Source organism: Bradyrhizobium sp. B124 (genome assembly GCF_038967635.1).
Classification (GTDB): Bacteria; Pseudomonadota; Alphaproteobacteria; order Rhizobiales; family Xanthobacteraceae; genus Bradyrhizobium.
This window is the reverse complement of sequence record NZ_CP152413.1, coordinates 6,012,017-6,035,612: the sequence shown is the minus strand read 5'-3', so window position 1 is coordinate 6,035,612 and position 23,596 is coordinate 6,012,017. Positions and strand designations below refer to the sequence as shown.

24 protein-coding genes are annotated in these 23,596 nt (G+C 64.8%); 9 read left to right on the top strand and 15 right to left on the bottom strand.

Annotation, left to right across the window (positions count from 1 at the left end; all coding sequences use genetic code 11):
* Positions 1–164: 164 nt before the first annotated feature.
* The gene (locus tag AAFG13_RS28680; RefSeq protein WP_342708906.1) at positions 165–800 is read right to left on the bottom strand and encodes a DnaJ domain-containing protein; all 636 of its coding nucleotides are present in this window, start codon (positions 798–800) and stop codon (positions 165–167) included.
* Between the two features lie 109 nt (positions 801–909).
* Here AAFG13_RS28680 and AAFG13_RS28675 point away from each other — a divergent pair, with 109 nt between their 5' ends.
* On the top strand, positions 910–1,185 hold the full coding sequence (locus AAFG13_RS28675; protein ID WP_028338206.1) for a BolA family protein: 276 nt from the start codon (positions 910–912) through the stop codon (positions 1,183–1,185).
* Between the two features lie 88 nt (positions 1,186–1,273).
* Positions 1,274–1,762, top strand: a complete 489-nt coding sequence (locus AAFG13_RS28670) for a hypothetical protein (protein WP_342708905.1) — start codon at positions 1,274–1,276, stop codon at positions 1,760–1,762.
* Positions 1,763–1,908: 146 nt separating this feature from the next.
* Here AAFG13_RS28670 and AAFG13_RS28665 read toward each other — a convergent pair whose 3' ends face one another.
* The 3 genes from AAFG13_RS28665 to AAFG13_RS28655 are packed head-to-tail and all read right to left on the bottom strand — an operon-like array spanning position 1,909 to position 5,007.
* Complete coding sequence (locus tag AAFG13_RS28665) at positions 1,909–3,219, bottom strand: HlyC/CorC family transporter (protein WP_092120105.1); 1,311 nt, start codon at positions 3,217–3,219, stop codon at positions 1,909–1,911.
* A 16-nt stretch (positions 3,220–3,235) separates the two neighbouring features.
* On the bottom strand, positions 3,236–4,378 hold the full coding sequence (gene aroB, locus AAFG13_RS28660) for a 3-dehydroquinate synthase (protein WP_342708904.1): 1,143 nt from the start codon (positions 4,376–4,378) through the stop codon (positions 3,236–3,238).
* A complete protein-coding gene (locus tag AAFG13_RS28655; RefSeq protein WP_212311930.1) occupies positions 4,375–5,007 on the bottom strand; it encodes a shikimate kinase in 633 nt (210 codons plus the stop codon). The genes aroB and AAFG13_RS28655 overlap by 4 nt, the downstream gene beginning before the upstream one ends.
* A gap of 145 nt (positions 5,008–5,152) precedes the next feature.
* On the opposite strand from AAFG13_RS28655, the gene AAFG13_RS28650 reads away from it, so the two are divergent.
* The 5 genes from AAFG13_RS28650 to AAFG13_RS28630 all read left to right on the top strand — a co-directional run bounded on the left by AAFG13_RS28650 (position 5,153) and on the right by AAFG13_RS28630 (position 9,951).
* Positions 5,153–5,299: a hypothetical protein gene (locus tag AAFG13_RS28650; RefSeq protein ID WP_050405944.1), complete on the top strand. Its 147-nt coding sequence runs from the start codon at positions 5,153–5,155 to the stop codon at positions 5,297–5,299.
* 16 nt (positions 5,300–5,315) lie between these two features.
* Positions 5,316–6,311 carry a site-specific tyrosine recombinase XerD gene (gene xerD, locus AAFG13_RS28645; RefSeq protein ID WP_342708903.1) on the top strand — a complete coding sequence of 332 codons (996 nt, stop codon included), beginning with the start codon at positions 5,316–5,318 and terminating at the stop codon, positions 6,309–6,311.
* 265 nt (positions 6,312–6,576) lie between these two features.
* Positions 6,577–7,539 (top strand): acetyl-CoA carboxylase carboxyltransferase subunit alpha, encoded by a 963-nt coding sequence (locus tag AAFG13_RS28640; RefSeq protein ID WP_212311932.1) that lies wholly within the window; start codon positions 6,577–6,579, stop codon positions 7,537–7,539.
* Positions 7,540–7,767: 228 nt separating this feature from the next.
* Positions 7,768–9,225: a L,D-transpeptidase family protein gene (locus AAFG13_RS28635; protein WP_342708902.1), complete on the top strand. Its 1,458-nt coding sequence runs from the start codon at positions 7,768–7,770 to the stop codon at positions 9,223–9,225.
* Positions 9,226–9,555: 330 nt separating this feature from the next.
* The gene (locus AAFG13_RS28630; protein ID WP_342708901.1) at positions 9,556–9,951 is read left to right on the top strand and encodes a nuclear transport factor 2 family protein; all 396 of its coding nucleotides are present in this window, start codon (positions 9,556–9,558) and stop codon (positions 9,949–9,951) included.
* A 27-nt stretch (positions 9,952–9,978) separates the two neighbouring features.
* On the opposite strand, the gene AAFG13_RS28625 is transcribed toward AAFG13_RS28630, so the two are convergent.
* The 10 genes from AAFG13_RS28625 to AAFG13_RS28580 form a co-directional block, all read right to left on the bottom strand.
* Positions 9,979–10,167, bottom strand: coding sequence for a hypothetical protein (locus AAFG13_RS28625; protein ID WP_342708900.1), 189 nt, complete (start codon positions 10,165–10,167; stop codon positions 9,979–9,981).
* A 283-nt stretch (positions 10,168–10,450) separates the two neighbouring features.
* A complete protein-coding gene (locus AAFG13_RS28620; RefSeq protein ID WP_212311936.1) occupies positions 10,451–10,624 on the bottom strand; it encodes a hypothetical protein in 174 nt (57 codons plus the stop codon).
* A gap of 270 nt (positions 10,625–10,894) precedes the next feature.
* Positions 10,895–11,596 carry an ABC transporter ATP-binding protein gene (locus AAFG13_RS28615; protein WP_212311937.1) on the bottom strand — a complete coding sequence of 234 codons (702 nt, stop codon included), beginning with the start codon at positions 11,594–11,596 and terminating at the stop codon, positions 10,895–10,897.
* Positions 11,589–12,323: an ABC transporter ATP-binding protein gene (locus AAFG13_RS28610; RefSeq protein WP_212311938.1), complete on the bottom strand. Its 735-nt coding sequence runs from the start codon at positions 12,321–12,323 to the stop codon at positions 11,589–11,591. The genes AAFG13_RS28615 and AAFG13_RS28610 overlap by 8 nt, the downstream gene beginning before the upstream one ends.
* Positions 12,310–13,437 carry a branched-chain amino acid ABC transporter permease gene (locus AAFG13_RS28605; RefSeq protein ID WP_249132528.1) on the bottom strand — a complete coding sequence of 376 codons (1,128 nt, stop codon included), beginning with the start codon at positions 13,435–13,437 and terminating at the stop codon, positions 12,310–12,312. Before AAFG13_RS28605 ends, AAFG13_RS28610 begins: the two co-directional genes overlap by 14 nt.
* A 7-nt stretch (positions 13,438–13,444) precedes the next feature.
* A complete protein-coding gene (locus AAFG13_RS28600; protein ID WP_342708899.1) occupies positions 13,445–14,665 on the bottom strand; it encodes a substrate-binding protein in 1,221 nt (406 codons plus the stop codon).
* Positions 14,666–14,670: 5 nt separating this feature from the next.
* The gene (locus AAFG13_RS28595) at positions 14,671–15,528 is read right to left on the bottom strand and encodes a branched-chain amino acid ABC transporter permease (RefSeq protein WP_092120142.1); all 858 of its coding nucleotides are present in this window, start codon (positions 15,526–15,528) and stop codon (positions 14,671–14,673) included.
* Positions 15,529–15,570: 42 nt separating this feature from the next.
* Positions 15,571–17,085, bottom strand: coding sequence for an amidase (locus tag AAFG13_RS28590; RefSeq protein ID WP_342708898.1), 1,515 nt, complete (start codon positions 17,083–17,085; stop codon positions 15,571–15,573).
* A 184-nt stretch (positions 17,086–17,269) separates the two neighbouring features.
* Entirely contained in the window at positions 17,270–18,454 is a 1,185-nt protein-coding gene (locus tag AAFG13_RS28585; protein ID WP_342713413.1) for a substrate-binding domain-containing protein, read from the bottom strand.
* An 85-nt stretch (positions 18,455–18,539) separates the two neighbouring features.
* Positions 18,540–19,721 (bottom strand): substrate-binding domain-containing protein, encoded by a 1,182-nt coding sequence (locus AAFG13_RS28580; RefSeq protein WP_342708897.1) that lies wholly within the window; start codon positions 19,719–19,721, stop codon positions 18,540–18,542.
* 178 nt (positions 19,722–19,899) lie between these two features.
* Here AAFG13_RS28580 and AAFG13_RS28575 point away from each other — a divergent pair, with 178 nt between their 5' ends.
* Positions 19,900–20,343 carry a MarR family transcriptional regulator gene (locus tag AAFG13_RS28575; protein ID WP_038387042.1) on the top strand — a complete coding sequence of 148 codons (444 nt, stop codon included), beginning with the start codon at positions 19,900–19,902 and terminating at the stop codon, positions 20,341–20,343.
* A gap of 14 nt (positions 20,344–20,357) precedes the next feature.
* Here the strand turns inward: AAFG13_RS28575 and AAFG13_RS28570 are convergent, their stop codons facing one another.
* A complete protein-coding gene (locus AAFG13_RS28570) occupies positions 20,358–22,793 on the bottom strand; it encodes a hypothetical protein (protein ID WP_342708894.1) in 2,436 nt (811 codons plus the stop codon).
* A gap of 352 nt (positions 22,794–23,145) precedes the next feature.
* Between AAFG13_RS28570 and AAFG13_RS28565 the strand changes: the two genes are divergently transcribed.
* Complete coding sequence (locus AAFG13_RS28565) at positions 23,146–23,580, top strand: VOC family protein (protein ID WP_342708893.1); 435 nt, start codon at positions 23,146–23,148, stop codon at positions 23,578–23,580.
* Positions 23,581–23,596: the final 16 nt, after the last annotated feature.

Below are 23,596 nucleotides of genomic sequence, written 5' to 3'. Positions count from 1 at the left end.
CCGTTGGACGATGGCGACGCCAAAAGCTCCGCCATCGTCCCTGCGAAAGCAGGGACCCATACGCCGCGGCCCATCAATGGCACGATGGGGTCGACATCTGAATGCACCAATAGCCGCCGGTGGTTATGGGCCCCTGCTTTCGCAGGGGCGACGGAGGCGACAGCTTACGCCTCGCGCACCACGGTCTTCAGATAATTGTATGCCTTGATGATCTCGATCAGGCGATCCTCGGTGGAGCGATCGCCGCCGTTGGCGTCGGGATGGTGCTGCTTCACCAGCGCCTTGTACTTCGACTTGACGTCTTCGAGTGTCGCCCCGGCGCCGAGCCCCATCACCAGCAGTGCCTTGCGCTCGGCGTTCATGACCTTGCGCGTCTCGGGCTTGGGCTCCGCGCCACCCGGTCCGGGCCGCCAGCGGCCGCGGCCGTTGAGCTCGGAGAACACGTGGAACGGATCGGAGGCGGCGTCGAGCCCGCTCTCCTTCTTGCCGTTGTTGGGGCCCATCTTCCAGGTCGGACGGTGGCCGGTCAGCGCATCCTTCTGGTAGCGCGCGACGTCGTCAGGATTCATGCCCTGGAAGAAATTGTAGGACTGGTTGTACTCGCGGACGTGATCGAGACAGAAATGCCAATACTCGCGCGAATTCTCGCGGCCCTTCGGGGCGCGGTGCGCGCCCTTATTCTGGCAACCCGCCCACTCGCAGGCGACGGCCTGCTCGCCGGCCTGCGCCTGGCGCTTCGCACTCACCTTGGTCGGCTTGATGCGAATGGAGTCGAAGAATTTTGATGAATCGATCGGCATGTTCTCTTTGACTACGCAATGCACAAATCTTCAAGTCTTGACATTGCGCAGACCTCGTTTCCCGCTTGCACCATTGACGAAAAGCCGTCGCGGACCTAACTCCGCCGCCATGAGCACCAAAGACGCTATCATAAACAAGTTGCGTGAAGCTTTCTTGCCCGAAAGCCTCGACGTCGTCGACGAGTCACATCTGCATGAGGGCCACGCCGGCCACAGGCCAGGCGGCGAGACGCATTTCAGGGTATATATTGTGTCTCCGGCCTTCGAAGGGAAGAGCCGGATCGAACGCCATCGCATGATAAATGCGACGCTGGCGCAGGAACTCGCCGGCTCGGTGCACGCGCTGGCGATCCACGCCCACGGCCCCGGGGAAAAGCCGCGCTAGCTCGCGCTTGGCTCAAGACGAAGCAGTGGTTTTCCGTTATGAGAATGGGACCTCGGGCGGCGGACCTGCGCCATATGTGAGCAGGCAAATGATGGATCGTATCGCCACGCTTGATATGGGGCCATTGATGATCCCTTGCTGGCCACGTTTCCGGTCGATTGTCGCCGCCGCCGGCCTGCTCCTGATTTGCGCGATGCGCCCGGCCTCGGCGCTGGATATGCCGAGCCCGTTCGTTCAGGAGGTGCTGATCAAGAGCATCCTAGTCTCGCTCAACGATGCGGTGGCCGCCAACAATTTCACCGTGTTCCACGCCAAGATCTCAAAGCCGTTCCGCGACCAGTTTTCGCCGGACAAGCTGAAGACGATCTTCAAGGATCTGGTCGACAAGCATGCGGTGTTCGACGCCGTCGTCGCCAAGCCGATCGTGCTCGATGAGGACGCCAAGATCGACGACAAGGGCGTGTTGCGGCTGAAGGGCCATTTCGACACCACGCCCAAGCAGGTGAAGTATCAGCTCGGCTTCATCCCCTCCGACGGCGCGTGGAAGCTGTCGGGCATCTCGATCGATATCGAGTAGCATTCGGAATAATCGCCAGACCCGTCATTCTGAGGAGCGCGTAGCGCGTCTCGAAGGATGCACGGCCACCAGCCGGGCCGTCGACCCTTCGAGACGCCGCTTCGCGGCTCCTCAGGGTGACGGTGCATGCAGACTGCCTACGCGAACTAGAACGCCGTTCCCGCCCGCTTCGGCTTCTTCTCGTCGAGCTCGGCGGCCTCGCGCGGGACGGCGACGATGCGCAGCGCGGTGATGCGGTTGCGCTCGCGGCGGAGCACGCGGAAGCGGAAGCCGTGGAAGGTGAAGCTCTGGCCGCGATCGGGAATCGACCGCGCCTCGTGGATCACGAGGCCGGCAACCGTGGTCGCCTCCTCGTCCGGCAGGCGCCAGTCCATCGCGCGGTTGAGGTCGCGGATCGGCACCGAGCCGTCGACCACGACCGAGCCGTCCGGCTGGGCGCGCACGCCCGCGACCACGACATCGTGCTCGTCGGAGATGTCGCCGACGATCTCCTCCAGGATGTCCTCCAGCGTCACCATGCCTTCGACCTCGCCATACTCGTCGACCACCAGGGCGAAGTGGGTCTTGCGGCGGCGGAACGCCTTCAGCTGTTCGGAGACCGGGCGCATCTCCGGCACGAACCAGGGCGGCAACGCGATCGCGGAGGCATCGATCGCGGACATGTCGCCCTCGTTGGCGCGCATCGCCCGCAGCAGATCCTTGGCGTGGAGCACGCCGACGATGTTCTCCGGCTTCTCGCGCCACAGCGGGATGCGGGTGTATTCGCTGGCCAGCACCTCGCGCACCAACTCCTCGGGCGGCAGGTCGGCATTGACCATGGTCATCTCGGTGCGATGGACCATGACGTCGGAGACCTGCAGCTCGCTGAGGTCGAGCAACCCGCCGAGCATGTCGCGGTCCTGCTTCTCGACCTTGCCTTCGTGATGCAGCAGATCGACCGCGCCGCGCAGGCGTTCGGTCGGCGACAGGATGGCCTGGTGCGCGCCGATCTTGATGCCAAGCAGCCGCATCAGCGCGCGGACGATCCCTTCAATGATGGTGAGAAGCGGCCCGAGCACGAACACCGTCAGCCGCATCGGCCGGGCCACCAGCAGCGACACCCGGTCCGGCGCATTGATGGCGACGGTCTTGGGCAGCACTTCCGCGAAGATCACCACCAGCACCGTCATCACACCGGTGGCATAAAGCACGCCGACATCGCCGAACCAGGCGGTGAAGATGCCGGTGGCAAGCGCGGAGGCGCCGATATTGGCGATGTTGTTGCCGAGCAGCAGCGCACCGATCATCCGCTCGCGCATCGCGATCAGGCTCGAGACCACCGTGGCTTCGCTGTTGCCCTGCTTCGACAGCCGCAACATGCTGGCGCGCGAGGCGCCGGTCAGCGCCGTCTCACTCGCCGAGAAGAAGGCGGAGACGAGCAGACAGAGCAGCACGATCGAGAAGGTTAACCAGCCCACTGGCTTGATCCGTGGTTTAGGCCTTCAGCTTGGCTTGCAGGAAGTCGCGCACCGGCTGAGGCTCGACATTGTTGGCAATCACGGCGCGGCCGACCGCCTCCAGCAGGATGAAGGTGAGCTTGCCGCGCTTGACCTTCTTGTCCTGGGCCATCAGCGCCAACAGAGCGTCGGCATCGGCAAGCCCTTCCTGCGTGAAGCCTGCGATATCCTGCAGGCGCGTCGGCAATCCTACCGCGGAAAGATGACGCGCGATGCGGGCCGCGTCGTCCGTCGAAATCATGCCGAGCTGCGCGGAGAATTCCGCCGCGAGCACCATGCCGACCGAGACGCCCTCGCCATGGAACAGGCGGTCGGAGAAGCCCGTCGCGGCTTCCAGCGCATGACCGAAGGTGTGGCCGAGATTGAGCAGCGCGCGCTCGCCGGTCTCGCGCTCGTCGCGGGAGACGATGGCGGCCTTGGCGCGGCTGGAGGTCGCAATCGCGTGCTCGCGCCCTGCGCCGCCCGAGAAGATGTCGGCGTGGTTCTTTTCGAGCCAGGCGAAGAAGGCCTCGTCACCGAGGATGCCGTATTTCGCGACCTCGGCGTAGCCGGCGCGGAACTGGCGCTGTGACAGCGTGTCGAGCACCGAGGTGTCGGCGATGACAAGCACCGGCTGGTGGAATGCGCCGATCAGGTTCTTGCCCTGCGGCGAGTTGATGCCGGTCTTGCCGCCGACAGAGGAATCGACCTGCGCCAGCAGCGATGTCGGCACCTGCACGAAATCGACGCCGCGACGCAGGATCGCGGCCGCGAAGCCGGCGAGATCGCCGACCACGCCGCCGCCGAGCGCGATCACCAGATCGTTGCGCTCGATCTTCGCCGCGATCAGCGCCTCGCTGACCTGCGTCAGCGTGGCATAGCTCTTCGAGCCCTCGCCCTCCTCGACGACGATCCGCGACGTCGGCACGCCCGCGGCCGCAAGCGATGCCTCGGCCGGCTCCAGCCAGTGTTTCGCGACGGTGCGATCGGTGACGATGGCGGTCCGCACGCCGGGCCGCAGCGCCGCGACGCGCTCGCCCAGCGAGGCCAGCACGTCGCGGCCGATGACAATGTCATAGGCGCGATCGCCGAGCGCGACGTCGACGGTAACCGAGGCGGAGTGTTTCAAGGGCGCAGTCATGAGGTCGCGTTCAATCCATCAGATGGTGGCTCGCCGGCCGGACGCACGCCGCACAGATGCGCATGCAGGGCCTCGAGGCATTCGTCGACAATGCGATCGTGCGGCACGTCGCGCGAGGCGATCGTCAGATCGGCGTTCTGGTAGACCGGCTCGCGCTCGCTGAGCAGCCGGTTGACGGTCGCCTCGGGATCGGCGGTCTGCAACAGCGGACGATCGGCGCGGCGGCGGACCCGGCGCATGATGATATCACTGTCGGCTTTGAGCCAAATCGAGATCGCCTTGTCGCTGATCCGTTTGCGGGTTTCCTCACGCATGAAGGCGCCGCCACCGGTCGCCAGCACGATCGGACCGCTGTCGAGGATGCGGGCAATCACCCGCGCCTCGCCGTCGCGGAAATAAGCCTCGCCATGGGTCTCGAAAATCTCCGGGATCGTCATGTCCGCCGCCGCCTCGATTTCGGTGTCGGCATCGGTGAACGCCAGCTTGAGCCGCAGCGCCATCCGCCGGCCGATGGTCGACTTGCCGGCCCCCATCATGCCCACTAGCACGATCGACCGCGTCCCCAGGGCGGCCGTGATATCGGCCTCCAGGGTCGGATGGGTGGGCGCCGGGACGGCTGCGTCGGACATCAAAAAGCTCGGATATTGGGACGATTTGTTCAGAATTCGAGCCACCTATACTACCCCCGGCGATACCGTTACCAGCGACTCTTGCAACGGCGCGGGGAACATGTTGGATGATTTCATTGGTTAATTCGCCGCCTGAGTCGCCTCCATGCCCAGCCTGTTCCGCTTCCTGACGGTCGTCGCCGTGATTTTCGGGATCGGCTACGGCATCGTCTTCGCGCTGGCCAATTTCGTGCATCCGAAACCGCGGGAAATGAGCGTGACCATCCCGCCGGATAAGTTCCTCAAGAAATAGCCGCTATGATTCTGGCATGCCCGCTGCTGCCAAAGCTCCTGTGAAGACACCCGCCAAGACCCAAATCAGGTCCTCCGACGCCAAGCTGACCGCGTTGTTCCTCGACATGCTCGCCGCGGAACAGGGCGCCGGCGTCAACACGCTCGACGCCTACCGGCGCGACCTCACCGATTTCTCCGATTTCCTCGCCCATGCCGGCGCCGATTTCACGAGCGCAGACACCGAGGCGCTGCGCGGCTACCTCGCCGACCTGGATACGCGCGGCTTCAAGTCGACCAGCGTGGCGCGGCGGCTGTCGGCGATGCGGCATCTCTACCGTTTCCTGCTCAACGAGCGGATCCGCGGCGACGATCCGGCCGCGATCCTGTCCGGCCCGAAGCGCGGCCGCGGCCTGCCCAAGGTGCTGTCGATCGCGGACGTCGACCGCCTGCTGACCCGCGCCAAGGAGCTGACCCAGACCGACGTCTCGCCGGCACAGCGGCTGCGCGCGCTGCGGCTGTATTGCCTGCTCGAGGTGCTCTACGCCACCGGGCTGCGCGTCTCCGAGCTGGTGTCGCTGCCGATCTCCGCGGCGCGGCGCGACGCGCGGATGATCGTGGTGCGCGGCAAGGGCAACAAGGAGCGGCTGGTGCCGCTCAACGATGCCTCGCGCCAGGCGATGGTTGACTATCTCGCCGCGCTGGAGGTGATGCAGCCGAAGGCGAAGAAGGCCGCACCGCCGAAATGGCTGTTTCCGTCCTCCGGCGAGAGCGGCCACCTGACCCGGCAGCATTTCGCCCGCGACCTGAAGGAGCTCGCGAGCGCCTCCGGCCTCGCGCCGCGGCTGGTGTCCCCGCACGTGCTGCGCCACGCCTTCGCCAGCCACCTGCTGCACAATGGCGCGGACCTGCGCATCGTGCAGACCCTGCTCGGCCATACCGATATCTCGACCACCCAGATCTACACCCATGTGGTCGAGGAGCGGCTGAAGAGCCTGGTCCGCGACCTGCATCCGCTGGCCGAGAAGTCGTAGCAATCCGTAGCCCGGATGGAGCGAAGCGTAATCCGGGGAGCGATATCCGCGGAAATACCTATCCCGGATTGCGCTTCGCTCCATCCGGGCTACAAGCGATCCACCTTGACTTCCGCGTCGTCTCCGCAGAAAGAGCGTCACCTGCCTGCGATCCCGAAGCGTGCATTCCGCCCGAATGCGCGTTAACCGATTGAAGTTACAAAACTTCTCTTGCCACCGCCAAAACCGCTTCGCCCCTCGCATTGTTCCTCCCTATATTGAGTTGATGCCCGACCCGATGCGCAGCTATCTCGACTTCGAAAAACCCGTCGCCGAGCTTGAATCCAAGATCGACGAATTGCGTGCGCTTGCCGCGAGCGGCAGCGACATCGGCGACGAAGTCGCGCGGATCGAGGATAAGGCGGCGCAGGCGCTGACCGACCTCTATGCCAATCTGACGCCGTGGCAGAAGACGCTGGTGGCGCGGCATCCGCAGCGACCGCACTTCACCGATTTCATTGGCGGCCTGATCACCGAATTCACCCCGATGGCCGGCGACCGCAAATTCGCCGACGACGAGGCCCTGATCGGCGGCTTCGGCCGCTTCCGCGGCGAGAGCATCTGCGTGGTCGGCCAGGAGAAGGGCGCCACCACCGATACCCGCATCAAGCACAATTTCGGCATGGCGCGTCCCGAAGGCTACCGCAAGGCGGTGCGCCTGATGGAGATGGCCGACCGCTTCGGCGTCCCGGTGCTGTCGATCGTCGATTCCGCCGGCGCCTATCCCGGCATCGGCGCCGAGGAGCGCGGCCAGGCCGAGGCGATCGCGCGCTCGATCGACGCCTGCCTGTCGCTCGGCGTGCCCAATGTCGCGATCGTCACCGGCGAAGGCATGTCGGGCGGCGCCATCGCCATCACGACCGCCAACCGCGTGCTGATGATGGAGCACGCGATCTACAGCGTGATCTCGCCGGAGGCGGCATCCTCGATCCTGTGGCGCGACGGCACCAAGGCGCAGGAAGCCGCCAACAGCATGAAGATCACCGCCCAGGACATGCTGCGCTTCGGCGTGATCGACCAGATCCTGAAGGAGCCCTCCGGCGGCGCTCATCGCGACCCCGCCGCGATGATCACGACCACGGGCGATGCCATCGCCCAGGCGTTCAACGACCTACGAAATCTTGATCCGGACGCGATTCGCAAACAGCGGCGCCAGAAGTTCCTGGATATCGGCCGCAAGCTGGGCTGAGCCGCCCAAACGGGCGAATTTTCGACCAAATCAGCCGATTTTGCCGTAATTGGGCCCCGAGACGGGTCTTTAACGTTCCTTGAACCATGCCTGCTACCGTGAGCGGTGTCAGCCTCCGTTCAGGTTGCGAGCAGGGGGCGTCGAAGGCTAATATTTTACACAATGGCTTCAGGGCATATTCGCCGTGTTGGGGTCGCGAAAATCGCCCGGTGGGTGTGGAGCTCGGACTTGACTCATCGCACGCTCGTACGCGCGCTTCTGACTTCGGCGGTCCTCGCCGCGGGCGTCATGCTCGCCGGCTGTGACAGCGACCAGATCTCGCTCGCCCAGAACGCCAAGGCCAACCAGCCGGTCCCGCCCAAGCTCGTCGCTGCCATGACCGAGAAGGACATGGACATGCAGTCGCCGATCCTGGTGCGGCTGTTCAAGCAGGAGGCCGAGCTCGAGGTCTGGAAGCAGACCCGCTCCGGCCAGTTCGCGCTGCTCAAGACCTATCCGATCTGCCGCTGGTCGGGCGATCTCGGCCCGAAGGTCCGTGAGGGCGACCGCCAGGCGCCCGAAGGGTTCTATTCGATCAATCCGAGCCAGATGAATCCGCAGTCGGCCTATTACCTGTCGTTCAACACCGGCTATCCCAACGCGTTCGACAAGGCGCTCGGCCGCACCGGCTCGCAGCTAATGGTGCATGGCGACTGTTCCTCGCGCGGCTGCTACGCGATGACCGACGAGCAGATCGCGGAAATCTATTCGCTCGGCCGCGAGTCGTTCTTCGGCGGCCAGAAGGCGTTCCAGCTGCAGGCCTATCCGTTCCGGATGACGCCGGTGAACATGGCCAAGCACCGCAACAATCCGAACATGCCTTTCTGGAAGATGATCAAGGAAGGCTATGATCATTTCGAGGTGACGAAGCAGGAGCCGAGGGTCGACTTCTGCGAGAAGAAGTACGTGTTCGATGCCGTCAAGGCGCCGAACGCAACGCGCGATCCGGTGTTCGACGCCTCCGCGAAGTGTCCGGCCTATGTGATCCCCGAGGAGATCGCGAGCGCCGTGCGCGAGAGGGAGCAGCAGGACGCCGCCGAGACCGCCAAGCTGGTGTCCAAGGGCACGCCGGTGGCGCGCCTCAACACCGGCATCGACGGCGGCATGAACGCGATCTTCGCCTCGAAGATTCCCGAAGGAAACACCGGTCTGTCCGAAGGCGGCGACAGCCAGGCGCTGCAGTCGATGTCGCTGGCGCGCGCGCCCGGCACGATCCCCGGCACGGTCAATCCGCCCAAACCCAATCTCGCGGTCCAGCAGGACGAGCCGGTCGTTGCGACGACGTCGTCGACTGCCCGCGTTGCCTCGGCCAACACGTCCGACAAGTCCGAGGGTTTCTTCTCGAGCTTTGCCCAGAAGGTCGGCATCGGCGGCACCGCCGACGCCAGCAAGATGACGGCATCGCCGCCGGCTCCGGTCGCTGCGGCACCGGCCAAGCCGAAGGTCGCCGAGGCCAAGCCGCAATCGGTGGTTCGCGTCGCACCCAAGGCCGAGCCGAAGCAGGCCGCCAAGCCCGCGCCGAAGCCGCAGACAACCAACACTGCGGCCGCCGCGCCGGCCCCCGCGGCGTCGTCGACCCAGCTCGCCGGCTCCGCGCCGGTCGTGCAGACCAACTCGTTCGACACCCGCTTCTCCGCGGTGAAGTAAGCGCGGCCGTCTTGCGCCGCGGCGCTCGTCGTCTCCGATCAGCACTTCGAACAGCACAAGGTGTCGTCCCTGCGAAAGCAGGGACCCATAACCACACGCCGTGTTGTTGAAGCGCGCTGTGGCCACAGCTTTTCAAGACAATTCGCATTCGTGGTTATGGGTCTCGTCTCAAGGCCGGAACGACACCGAATGTGTCGCGCGGCCAGTGGGGTTCCGCATTCTCGCGACATGATCTCTCAATCATAGCCTCCCTTCGCCACCACATTCCTCTTGCCAACCACGCGTAGATGATCGCCAGATCATGCACGCGGGCACAGCCGGGAGATTGCGATGGATGATCGAACCCTGCGGATGGCGCTGGAGCGCCATTGGGAGGCGTCGGACGCGAGCGATTTCGAGCGCGAGCACGAGATCTATCGCGAGGATGCAGTGCTCGACTATCCGCAATCGGGCGAGCGGATCCGTGGCCGGCGCAACATTCAGCAGAGCCGGACGGTTCAGCCGAGCAAGAAGCGCTTCACGGTCCAGCGCATGATCGGCGGCGGCGATCTCTGGGTCACCGAATTCGTGCTGACCTATGACGGCATCCCGTCCTACTCGGTGAGCATCATGGAATTCCGCGACGGGCTGGTCGTCCACGAAACGCAATACTTCGCCGACCGGTTCGAGCCGTCGCCCTCGCGGGCACACCTCATCGAGCACGTCGGCGGAACGCCGTCGCCTTGATCGACAGGAAGTTCTGCGCCGTGACGGTTACATGCCGTGGCTTTCGAAGACCTTCTTGCAGCTTGAGCTCAGGCTGGCCCGCTTCATCTGAAGGCAGTTTTGTACGGCGCCGTCATTGCCGAGGTCCTTGCGGCAGAAGCGCTGTGCGTCGCGCGAGCACGCGGATTGTTCGGACTTGGTGCCGGCATGCTGCGCCAGCGCGGCACTGCTGCTCATCACGGCAGCGACACAAAGGGTTATGATCGAAAGATAACGCATCGGTGAATTCCTCCCGCGGCCCAACGGCAGCCGGGGCTCTTCGTTCCTGGGGAACCGGGATTCCACTGCTTCGGCTGGGATCCCTGAGGCCCTTGCAGGGGTCCGCCGGCGCGCGCGAGACGGCGGCGGCCGCAGCCGCGAGGGACATGGCCGCACCGGACGAAAAGGCTGGCCGCCTGCCTTCGCAACGGGCCAATAGTCAGCCGCCTGGGAGCCCGATAATGGGTTGGCTCGTCGCGTTCTATTTTTGGTCAATGGCGAACGACGTTGCATCGCCAGCCGGTGCGCGATCATTAGCGATCGCTTCAACCGTCTCGACGATGCGTCGTCGTGCGGCACGGTCCCGGATCGCGCGAAAGGCCCGCAGGAGCCGGAATGCATCCGCCGCATCTTCTGCCTGCCGTTCCTTCGTCAAGATTATCCCCGCTCGATCAGCCAGATCCAACAAGCGCAAAAAATCGGCTGCGGCTCCAGGACACAGCTGGGAGCCCGCGAGGCATTCAGCACTCTCCTGCCGGGTCTGCGTTGACCCTTGTCAAAATAGCGAAGCCTTGGTGACGGCTTTGATCATCGCGGGGCCGGGACGCTCAGAGCTGAGCCGGGAATGGGAAGGCCAGACCACTGCACCGCAGACGCCTTTGCCAGGCAGAACCGATCCCGCCGCAAACAGCCGCTTCCCGTACGGCTACGGCGCCAGATACCGCAGCAGTTCCGGGTCGTTGCGCACCTCGCCTGCGCCGCCCTGCAGCGCGACGCGGCCGCGGTCCAGCACATAGGCATAGTCGGCGACGCGCAGCGCGAGGTCGAGGTGCTGCTCGACGATCACGACCGAGATGCTCTTGGCAAGCTCGATCAGCCGCTCGGTGATCTCCTCGATCACGCCGATCCAGACGCCTTCGGTCGGCTCGTCCAACAGCAGCAATTTCGGATTGCCGAGCATGGCGCGGCCGATCGCCAGCATCTTGCGCTCGCCGCCGGACAGCGTGCCGGCCGGCTGGTCGAGGCGCTGGCCGAGCTTGGGGAAGATCTCGAGCACGCGATCGACCGCGCTCATATCGGAATTGGTCAGCGAGCCGACCGCGAGGTTGTCGCGCACCGACAGGCGGGCGAACACCGAATGCTCCTGTGGCACATAGCCGATGCCGGAGCGCACGCGCTCCTCGGTGCGGCGGCGGGTGATGTCGCGGCCGTCGAAGAACAGTTCGCCCTGCGAGCTCGCGAGCTCGCCGACGATGGTCTTCATCAGCGTGGTCTTGCCGGCGCCGTTGCGGCCGAGCACGGCGACGCCGCCGCGCCAGGGAATGCCGATGTTGACATCGAACAGGACCTGGCTGCGGCCATAACCGGCATCGAGATGCCGGATATCGAGGAAGGACTGGTCAGGCACGGCGAAGATAAATCTCCTGGACACTCTTGTTGGCCTGGATTTCCGCGACCGTGCCCGACGCCAGCACCTTGCCCTGGTCGAGCACCGTGAGGCGGTCGCAGATGTCGCGGATGAAATCGAGGTCGTGTTCGACGATGACGAGCGAGCAATGCTGCTTGATCGGCTGCAACAGCTCGCCGGTGACGCGGCGCTCCTCGAGGCTCATGCCGCCGGTCGGCTCGTCCAGCAGCAACAGCCGCGGCTTGCCGGCGAGCGCCATCGCGATCTCGAGCCATTGCTGCTGGCCGTGCGACAGCGCGGCCGCGGCATCATGCGCGCGGTCGGCGAGACGGAACTGGGTCAGCATCGTCATGACCTGATCGTGCAGCCTGTTGCGGGTGCGCGAGAGCACGAGATCGAACAGCGACGAATGCGCCTGCAGCGCCAGCAGGATGTTGTCGTACAGCGTCAGCGTCGGCAGCACCGAGGTGATCTGGAATTTCAGGCTCATGCCGGCGCGGGCGCGCTCGGTCGGCGTGAATGCCGTGATGTCGGTGTTGACGAACGAGACCTTGCCCGTGGTCGGCACCTCGGCGCCGGCGACGCACTTCATCAGCGTGCTCTTGCCCGAGCCGTTGGGGCCGATCAGGCCGTGAAACTCGTTCTCGCCGACGGTCAGCGCCGCACCGTCGAGCGCGGTGAGCTTGCCGTACACCTTGCTGATCCCTTGCGCCTCAAGGAGCGGCATTGCCGGTCTCCTTTGGCTTTGGCGCCTTGTTTGGGCCCTTCTTGTTTGGTCCCTTGCCGAAGCTGCCGACCCGCTCGCGCTCGCCGAGCACGAAGGAGACCAGCCCGAGCGGGCGGAACATAATCACGAGCAGCAGCAGCACGCCGAGGATGATCGGCCAGACATCGCGGTAATTGTCCGACAGCCAGAAGCTGACGCCCTCGATGATCACGGTGCCGATCACCGCGCCGATCAGCGTGCCGGAGCCGCCGAACAACACATAGAGGACGACCTGGGTCGAGAACACGACGCCCAGCATGTTGGGCCAGACGAAGCCTTCGTGGAAGGCATAGAGGCTGCCGGCGAGGCCGGCGATGGTGCCGCCGACCGCGAAGATGATCGCCTTCAGATGCTGCGCCTTGTAGCCGAAGAAGGCGATGCGCTGCTCGTTCTCGCGCAGGCCCGCAAGCGCGAGGCCGAATTGCGAGCGGACCAGGAACCGGCACAGTAGATAGACGACCACGAGGATGCCGAGCACCATGTAGTAATAGACCGGCCCCTCCTCGAACTCGTAGCTGCCGAGCGTGAGCGGCGGGATCGACGGGATGCCGTTCTGGCCGCCGAGATAATACCAGCCGCGCGCCAGCCGGTCGGCCGCATAGGAGCCAGTCAGGGTGCCGAGCGAGACGAAGATCACGCTCGAGGGATAGCGCCCGAGCAGCAGGAAGCCGCCGAGCAGCAGCGACGCGGTGAGGCCGATCAACATGCCGGCAGGCAGGATCAGAAGGATCGAGGTGACGTTGAGGTCGCGCGCCATCAGCGCCACGCCGTAGCCGGCGGCGCCGAAAAACAGCGCCTGGCCGAAGCTCATGATGCCGGCATAGCCCCACACCAGATCGAACGACAGCGCGAACAGCGCGAGGATCACTACGCGGGTGGCGAACACCGTGAGATAATCCTGCAGCACCCATGGCAGGACCAGTGCGATCAAGAGCACCAGCCCTTCCACGATCGGCAGGACCTTCCATCCTGCCGATGCCTGTCCCGCCGGCGCGCGCGCGGCCGGTGCACCCTCACCTGTCACGACATCCGGTTCCTCACCGATGCGTGCGACGGCCTGCTCTGCTCCACCCATGGATTGCTCAGCATTCCTTGGGATCGACGAGACCGGCGCTGCGCGCCACGATCTCATAGTTCCCGCCTTTGGCAACAGCGGTGTACATCTTCATCTTGCAGTGACGCTTGCCCGGAACCATTTCGGCGGGTCCGCCGGGCCCTTCGGCGATCTTGGCGTGGTCGAGCGCGGCTGCAACCGAGTCGCGGTCGACCTTGCCGGCTTCCTTGACCGCGGCTTCCCACAGCTTGAGGCCGCGATAGGTTCCGGTGGCGGCGCTGCCGGCCGCGAACAGGAAGTTGCCCGGGAAATCCTTCTCATAGGCCGCCTGGATCTTGGCGTTGAACGTATCCTCCTTGGTCAGCACCTTGAAGTAATCGAGGCAGCTCGCCAGCCCCTCGATCTCGCTGGCCTGATTGATGTTGAGCGTGTTCTCGTCATAGTAGACGCAGGCGAGCCGCCCGCCGTTCTTGAGGAAGCCGGCTTCATAAAGCTGCTTGAAGAACGGGCCGACGCCCGGCGGGATCACGGTGTTGAAGACCACGTCGACCTTGTTCGAGATGATCCGGTTGACGGTCGACGAGAAGTCGACCTGGTCGAGCGGGTAATACTCCTCGAACACGACCTCGCCACCGTTATCCTCGATCACCTTGCGGGCGTAGACGTTGAGCGTATGCGGCCAGACATAGTTGGCACTCGGCAGCGCGAACTTCTTGCCGCCGTTCTTGATCAGCCAGGGAATGAACTCATCGCATTGCTGCGCCGGCGTCGGTCCGGTGCAGAACAGATAGGGCGTGCACTCCTTACCCTCGTAGAGCTGCGGATAGATGTAGAGCGTCTTGCCGCGCGCCACGATCGGGTCCTTGATCGCGTTGCGCATCGACGAGGTGATGCCGCCCAGCACCATGTCGACCTTGTCGCGCTGGATCAGCTTGCGGACGTTGCCGACCGCGACCGATTCGTTCGAGGCGGTGTCTTCGATGTAGAGCTCGAGCGGCCGTCCGAGCAGGCCGCCGCCGGCGTTGATCTCCTTGATCACCATCTTGGCGACGTTGGCGTCGGCATTGCCGGCATAGGCGATCGGGCCGGTCAGGTCGGTCGCGATGCCGACCTTGATCGGGCCCTCGGCGGCGTTGGCCCAATCGGGCCTCACCACCCAGCTTCCGACCCCGGTCGCGAGCGCGCCGGTCGCAAAGGCAAAATTGCTCATGAAGCGGCGGCGCGTGAGATTCATGCGTTCAATCGACATGGTGATTAGACCCCTTTCCCAGCAATGAGGCCTTGCGGCCGGAATTTGATGAAGGCGATGGCGAGCACGAAGACGAGGACGTCGGCGACGACGGGAGACATGACCCATGGCAGCGCCGCGCTGAGCGTGCCGATGACGCCGGCGCCGGCGACCGGACCGATGAAGGAGCCGACCCCACCGACCATCACGGCGACGAAGCCCTGGATCAGGAAGCGGATGCCGAGATCGGCAAACAGGCTGAACACCGGCACGATCAGCGCGCCGGCAAGCCCGGCCAAGGCCGCGCCGAACGCAAAGGTCGCGCCGTAGATCAGCGGCGTCGAGATGCCCGACGCGCGCGCCAGCGCCGGGTTTTCCAGTGTGGCGCGGACCCGAAGCCCGAAGCTCGTGCGCGCCAGCAGCAGATAGCAGCCGCCCATCACCAGCAGCGTGATCACGATGATGGTGAAGCGCCAGGCCGAGATGTGGACGGAGCCGAGGTCGATCGAACCGCCGATCGGCTCCGGCACCGTGAGATAGAAGCCGCCGATCAGGCCGCGGACGCTTTCGCGGATGATCAGCCCGAGCGCATAGGTGCCGAGCATCGCCACGATCGGCGCGGCATAGAACCGCCTGATGATCAGCGCCTCCAGCACAAAGCCGAGCGCGCCGACCACAAAGGGCGCGGCAACCATGCCGACCCAGACCGGTGCGCCATGGGCGTAGGCCAGATAGGTGACATAGGCCCCGAGCAGAACGAATTCGCCCTGCGCGAAGTTAAAGATGCCCATCATGCTGGCGATGATGCCGAGCCCGAGCACGACCAGCACGATGATCGCGCCGAAGCTCACGATCTCGAACACCGCGGCGAAGGTGCTAGCCATGGTGCCCGATCCGTTCGGCCTGTTTCTGCGACAAGCGGCGCCTCACATCTTCTTCCAGTCGCCGGCCTGCTCGAAGGCGTGCGCGGCACGGTAGATGGTGGATTCCTCGAACATCCGGCCGACCAGCATCAGGCCGACCGGCAAGCCATCGACCATGCCGCAGGGCAGCGACATCGCCGGGTGATGGGTGATGTCGAACGGCGCCGTGTTGGAGATCATTTCCAGCGCGCGGGCGACATACTCCTCGCGGCTGGCATTGGCCTCGGGCAACTTCGTCGCCTTCATCGGCGTGGTCGGCATCAGCAGCAGATCGTAGTCCTTAAAGGCCTTGTCATAGGCTGCGGCCAGCCGGCGGGAGATGTTGAGCGCCTTGCCGTAGAAGCGCGGACCGAAGGTGTTGTTGATGTAGGTGCCGAGCATCATGAACAGCTTCGTGGTCTCGGACAGCGAATCCGCCTGACGGCGCCAGCCGCGATGGAAATCCATCAGCGAGGTCGAATAGAGATCGCCGCGGCTGAGGCCGTAGCCGTCGCCGAACATCATGGTCTGGGTCAGGCCTTCGGTACCGATCGGCGTCCAGATCGCGCCGCCGAGCATGTGCATCGGGATCGACACCGTCTCGACGCTGGCGCCGAGGTCCTTGAAGCGCTTGGCCGCCTCATGCACGCTCTCATTCACCGCGGCCTCCGCCGTCGGCTGCTCAAAACCTTCCTTGACGATGCCGATCTTCATGCCCTTGACGCCTTTGCCGAGCACCTTGGTGTAGTCGTCGACCTTCGGCGCCTTGATCCGAGGATCATAGCCGTCGTCGCCGGCCAGCACTTCGAGCAGCAGCGCGTTGTCTTCCACGGTCGCGGTCATCGGGCCGGTGTGGTCGACATAGATCTCGATCGGCATGATGCCGGTGTAGGGCACGAGGCCCCAGGTCGGCTTCATGCCGTAGGTGCCGCAGAACGAGGACGGCATGCGGATCGAGCCACCCTGGTCGCCGCCGATCGCCATGTCGACCTCGCCGAGCGCAACCACCACGCCCGAGCCCGACGACGAGCCGCCGGCCGAATAGCCCATCTTGTGCGGATTGTGCACCGGCCCGTAGGAGCCGGTGTGGCTGCCGCCGGACAGACAGAAATGCTCGCAGTGCGTCTTGCCGGCGATCTCGGCGCCGGCATCCAGCATGCGGGTGACGATGGTGGCGTCGAAATCGGGGATATAGCCTTCCAGCGTCGACGAGCCGTTGGTCATCGGCACGCCTGCCAGCATGATGTTGTCCTTCAGCGCCACCGTCTTGCCCTTGAGCTTGCCGGAGGCCGCGCCCTTCACCGTCGACTTGCGGTACCAGGCGTTGTGCTTGTTGTCTTCCGGTGCCGGACGATAGCCGGGCGTGCGCGGATATTTCACCTCGGGCAGTTCGTCCGGCATCTGGGCGACGAGGTTGTAGGCATCGACCGAGCCCTGCATCAGGCCGCGGAACGAGGCCACGTCCTCATCGGTCAGGGACAGGCCGCACTGCTCGGCGACGGCACGAAGTTGCGTTGGCGTGGGAAGGACGACGGTCACGGCGCTCTCCTGAAGCTTTTGATCTCTGGGATTTGATTCCTGTATCGGATCCCTTGGGCACGAAGCAGCAGCGGCGCGTTTGCCCCGCGCGAACCGCTCACCCCGTTGTTGTATTGAAAACGGAAATATTTTCCTTTTCAAGTATTATTTCATGGATCGGTTAGGCAGGCTGTCGCATCCGGCGTCAAATCGCCTTGATCACCCTGAAGTCGAGGCCATCGGCTTCGGCCAGATACATCGGCATCCTGGCGTGGCCATTGCGTACCATGACCGGACCGCGCGGGCCGCGGTAGACGAGATTGTCCGCCGCCGCGAGCAGCGGCCGCAGGTCGAGCGTGCCGGCGCGGTTGGCGGCAGCCTCTAACAGGCAGAAACCTTCATAGGCGGACTCGCCGCACGATCCGACCGGCGGCGCGAACGGACCGAACATCGCGCGATAGCGGTCCCTGAAATCGTCGCCGGCCTGCGAGCCGACCGAGGGGAAATAGCCGGAGGCGCAGAACAGGTTCTCGGTCTTGTCGGCGCCGATGCCGAGCAGCGCGGTTTCGTCGAAACAGCCGGCAAAGCGCAGCGTGGTGGCGGCAAGCCCGGCGTCGGCGAAGGCGCGGTTGAAGGTCACGCCGTCGGTGCCGATCAGCGAGATCAGCACGACGTCGGGCTTCGCCGCGCGAATCCGCTCCAGATGCGCCTCGTGATCGTCCTCGCCGACCGGCACGAACTCCTCGCCGACCACGAGGCCGCCGGTCTCCTTGATGTAGCGCTTCACCGCACGATGCGACTGCCAGGGCCAGACATAGTCGCTGCCGATCAGGTACCAGCGTTTGGCGCGCTTCGCCTCGGCCAGCCAGTGGATCGACGGCCGGTTCTGCCAGCGCGGCGTCTCGCCGATCGCAATGACGCCCGGCGTCCGCTCGCCGCCTTCATAGACCGGCGTGTAGATGTAGGGGATCTTGCTGCGGGTGATGAGGTTACGCAGCGCGACACGCACCGCGCTGGTGTGCATGCCCATGATGAGATCGACCTCGTCGGAGGCGATCGCCTGCTCGGCGCGGTCGATCACCTCGTCGATTGGGCCGCCGGCGTCGTAGACCGAGAACTCGATCTCACGGCCGAGGATGCCGCCGCGCCGGTTGATTTCCGCAACGGCGAGCTGCGCGGTCGAGGTCGCGGCCGGCCCCCACATCCCGGGCGAACCGGAGCAACAGACGAAGCCCCCGATCCGCAGCCGGTTGCGCGCGCCGCGCGGACCGAACCCGCCACGATCCATCGGCGCAAGCAGGCGATCGGAGGCCGCCGACGCCAAGTTCCTGAACAGCAGGGATGGCGGGAACGGGAGGCCGCCACCCCTGTGGTTCAGGTTTCTTGCCATGACGTTGGGCGTCGAATGCACACCTGCTCCTGTCCGGCACCCGCACGCCGCTCACGGCATCGCCCTCACGGGCGACGGTGCCACGCTAGATCGTCTTGATCACATTGAAGTCGAGACCGTCGGCCTCGGCAAGATAGATCGGCATTTCGGCACGGCCGTCGCGAATGGTCACGGTGCCGCGGGCGCCGCTATAGACGAGGTTGCGCGCCGCAGCGGACAAGGGGCCCGTCGACAGCGAGCGGGCCCGGTTGGCCGCCGCTTCGAGAAAGCGCATCCCCTCATAGTTCGACTGTCCGACCGAGCCGATCGGCGGCGCGTGCGCCCCGAACATCGCGCGGTAGCTGATCTGGAACTCGTCATTGGCGCGCGAATCGACGCAGCCGAAATAGCCGGAGGCGCAGAACAAATTCTCGGTCGCGTCCGGCCCGATGCCGAGCAGCACGGTCTCGTCCATCGCGCCCGCATAACGCAAGGTGGTGGCGGCGAGCCCTGCGGCGGCGAAGGCGCGGTTGAAGGTGATGCTATCGGTCCCGATCAGGGTGATCAGCACGACATCGGGCCGTGCGGCGCGGATCCGCGCCAGATGCGGCTCGTGATCGTCCTCGCCGAGCGGGACGAATTCCTCGCCGACCACCTGGCCGCCGGCCTCCTTGATGTAGCGCTTCACCGCGCGATGCGATTGCCAGGGCCAGACATAGTCGCTGCCGATCAGGTACCAGCGCTGCGCCTTCTTGACCTCGGTGAGCCAGTGGATCGCCGGGCGGCTTTCAGCGCGCGGCGTCTCGCCGATCGCCATCACGCCGGGCGTCCGCTCACCGCCCTCATAGACCGGCGTGTAGACATAGGGGATGCGGCCGGCTGTGACCTTGCGCAGCGCGAGGCGGACCGCCGAGATATGCGAGCCCATGATGACGTCGATCTCGTCGAACGCGATCGCCCGCTCGGCGCGGCGCACCACCTCCTCGATCGGCCCGCCGGCGTCGTACATCGACAATTCGACCTCGCGGCCGCGGATGCCGCCGCGCCGGTTGATCTCGGCAACCGCGAGCATGACGCTGTTGGCCGAGATCGGCCCCCAGATTCCGGGCGCGCCGGAGAAGGTGATGAAATTGCCGATCCTAAGCTTGCCGTCGGTGCCGCCACGGCGCGAGGACCCCGGCTTGACGGTCAAAGCGAGATCGGCCGCACAGGACGACGGATTTCGAAACAGGTGCGGCGGCGCGACGGGCATGCCGCCATACGCCTGGAAGGAGACCGTCGAGAGCACGCCAACTCCTGTCTGGGAAGCAGTACGCAACGCAGCCAGCGGGCGGTCGCGGCATCCGCCCCTTGGTTGGGGGAATATCCTAGGGGAAAATATTGAATATTCAACAATTGAAGTGCATATAGAAATGGCATGAGTTGCCGGACATTCATTCACCGGGTCAGGAACCAGGTCTCACGCCGTGGCTAAACCGCCGAAAGAAAATTCCCCGATCACCGAACACCTCACCTACCTGCTCGCGCAAGCCAACCGGGAGATCAACCGGCAGTTGGAGACGCGGCTGGCCAAGGAAGGCGTGCCGGTCGAGCAGTGGCGCATCCTCAAAGTGCTGTCCGACGGCAACGGACACTCGATGGGCGAGCTTGCCGACGCGGTGCTGCTCAACCATCCGACGCTGACCAAGATGATCGACCGCATGGTGTCGGACGCCCTCGTCTATCGCGTGCAGGATCCGAAGGATCGCCGCAAGGTGCTGATGTTCGTCTCCGACCGCGGCAAGGCGCTGTGCCGCCGGCTGAACTCGCTGGCGGTGAGCCAGGAAGAGCATATCGTCGAGAGCTATGGCGACAAGTCGACCACCGAGCTCAAGCGGCTGCTGGAAAGCCTGATCGGCAGCGCGAACTGAGGCAACAGCCTCCGCTACGACGCCACCTCGTCCTGCGCCACAAGGCCCGCCGGCCGCACCGGCTTGAGGGCGGTATCAGCGACCGGATGGGCCAGCCGGTTGCCGACGATCATGATCGCGCACACCACATAGCAGCAGACGCCGAGTGCGAATGTCGTGGTGATGCCGAACTGGATCGACAGCGCCATGCCGAGCACGGAAGCAAGCATCGAGGTGATGCCGTTGGTGCTCCAGAAGAAAGGCAGCAGCCTGTCATGCCGCCGCCAGATGCCGAGGCCCAGCGGGAACATCATGCCCATGCAGAAAGCCGGCGGGGCCAGCAGCGCGACCGACACCAGGATGCGGATGTCGGTCGGCGCGGAGCGCGCCCAAGCGGTGACGGCCGGCGTCAGCAGGCCTGCGGCCACCAGCGTTGCGCCCAGCGCCACGAGGCGAGCGATCAACATGGCCGGCCGCGAAGGCGCGGCACCCACCGTGGCGCTGCCGATACCGCCGAACAGCAGGATCGTGAACAGCACGACGCTGAGCCCGTAGACCGGGTGGCCGAGGAACACCATCAGCCGTTGCATCTGCGAAATCTCGATCAGCATGAAGCCCATGCCGATCGCGGCGAAATAGGCCACCGGCGGCGCCAGTGTGGCCACCGGCATCCGCCGCATCAGGCGCGTGAAGGGAATGCCGATGTAGTAGATGCAGATGCCGAACTGGAAGACGAGCACCCATTTGATGATGCCGAGCGCTGCGTTGTTCTGCGCCTCGAAGCCGTTCTTGAGGAACAGATCGGCAAGTCGCGCGGTATAGAAGAAGAATGGCTTGTCGTCGGTCGAGGCCGCGATGTTTGCCGGTAATGAATCAAGGAAGCTCTGGTCGGCCTTGCCCGATAGAAGGGTCGAGGTCACACTGTCATACGCGATGCCAGGCCCGAGCAGCAGCTTGAATCCCTGTGCTTCCAGCCGGTCGCGCGCGCCCTGCCATTGCGCCGCCGTGAACGCCTCGGGCCGGGTCATGACCGTGACGACGCTGCCGACATTCGCCGCAATCACATGCTGCGACAATTCGGTCATCGGCACGCCCTGATGCTGCAGCGCCTCGGCCGCGATCGCAATCAGGCGATAGAACTCGCCGCGATAGGCCGTCGGTTCGTACCAGCGCGACACCGAGAGCATGCCACCCGGCTTCAATGCGCGGAAGAAATCGTCCCACGCCTCCACGGTGTAGAGCCGGTTCTCGGTCAGCGTCAGCCCGCCGGCCGCGGTGGCGGCCCAGGTGTCGATCAGCGAGATCTGGATCAGGTCGTAGCGATCGGGCGAGTGGTTGATGTAACTGCGCGCTTCCGCATTGACCAGCGACACGCCGGGCTGGCGATGGAGATGACCCGAATAATCGGCGAACTTGTCGGTCAGCACTTCGAAAATCGCGGGATTGATTTCGATGCCGTGAATTCGCTGGGCGCCGAAATAGAGGGCGGAGAGGATGTCGCGGCCGCCGCCGACGCCGACCACGGCCACGTCACCCGGCCGTTGCTGCACCAGATAGGGCGCGTTGATGACGTCGTCCTTGAGATAGGAAACCTTCGTCAGATCGCCGGAGAAGCGGGTGATCGGCGTCGCCGCGTCGGCATCGATGTCGAGATAGAGCTGCTCGATCCTGGTATCCGGGGTGCGCGAGAAGGACCAGCCGAACGGAAGCGTGAGCCCGAGATCGGTCACGCGGATGCGCGAATAGGTGTTCCAGCGCTCGAACAACGTTCCGGTCTGCTGGGTGCCCTTGGCCCAGATCACGCCAAGATGGCTGCCGCCGGTTGCGGCCAGCGCGGTGTGAACGGCGGCGAGCGCGGCGAGACCAAGCGCGGCGTTGCGGCTCAGGCGCATATCGCTTCGGCCTTCGCCGTGACCGACCACGAACCAGCCGACGGCCGCGGCGCAGGCGCCGATCCACAGCGTTGCGCTGACCGGATCGATCACCAACAGCACGAAGATGATGCCGAGGCATCCGACCGCGGCGCCGACCAGATCGGCAGCGTAAAGCCAGCCCCCGACATTGGGCAGCCGGGTCAGGAGAAGCGTGATGCAGATGCCGCCCTCGGCAAACGGAATGGTGAAAGCCAGCGCCACCACGGCGAGCGCGGACATGGCATATGCGTCGGGCACGACCAGCGGCGCATACAGAAAGGCGACCATGACGGCGACGCCGCTGATCGCGAACCGCACGGCATGACGGGCAAATTCCGGCGCCACACGCTCCGGCGCATAACGGGTGGAGTCCTCATAAACCTTCATTGCACCGCGCGTCAGCCCGAACATCGCAAGCGCGATGGCCCCGAAAGCGAAATGGTAATGCACCATCACGCTGAAGAAGCGGGTAATGAGGATCTGATAGGCCAGCGTGGCCGACGCCAGCACGAAGATCGCCGGATAGTAGCGGCCCGGCATAGTCGTCGCGGTCTGCAAGGCGCGGCCTCCTGATCGAGCCTTGATCAAAGAGACGCTTTGATGCGCGTTGGCGGCTCACCCGACGCGCCCGGCAATATTGAAGCACAGAGCACTAACAAGTGATTGATTGGACGAGCCAACTCCGACTTTGGGCAGTGGCCGGACCGTCGGCGGGCTTAGCGCAGGGTTACCGGAGAACCCCAAATCGCGAAAATACCGCCTCGCCGACAGACAGCCATGCCGGGAGGCTCCAACAAAAAGTCCGGTCAACATGTCGGAGTGCCGGTCGCGGGCGCGTCCTCCGAATGCGCTAACGCTGTGCGCGCGGTTCCGGCTCATCCTCCTCATCGATCACAAGGATTCCCCCGTCATGACTTCGATCACGCCGTTCCTCTGGCTCGACAACAACGTCCGCGACGCCATCGCCTTCTACAAATCGGTGTTTCCGAACGCCAAGATCGAGACCGTCAGCGACTTCATGGCGAGCTTCGAGCTCGAGGGGCAGCGGTTCTACGCGCTCAATGGCGGCCCGCAGCACAAATTCAACGAGGCGGTGTCGTTCTTCCTCAGCGTCGAGACCCAGGAGCAGGTGGATTACTTCTGGGAGAAGCTCACCGACGGCGGCCAGGAATCGCGCTGCGGCTGGCTCAAGGACCGCTTCGGCCTGTCCTGGCAGGTGATCCCGACGGCGCTGAGCCGCTATCTCGGCGATCCCGACCGCAAGGCGGCCGATCGCGCGATGCAGGCGATGCTGAAGATGCAGAAGATCATCATCGCCGATCTCGACAAGGCCTTCGCCGGCTGACGGCGATGTAGCCTCG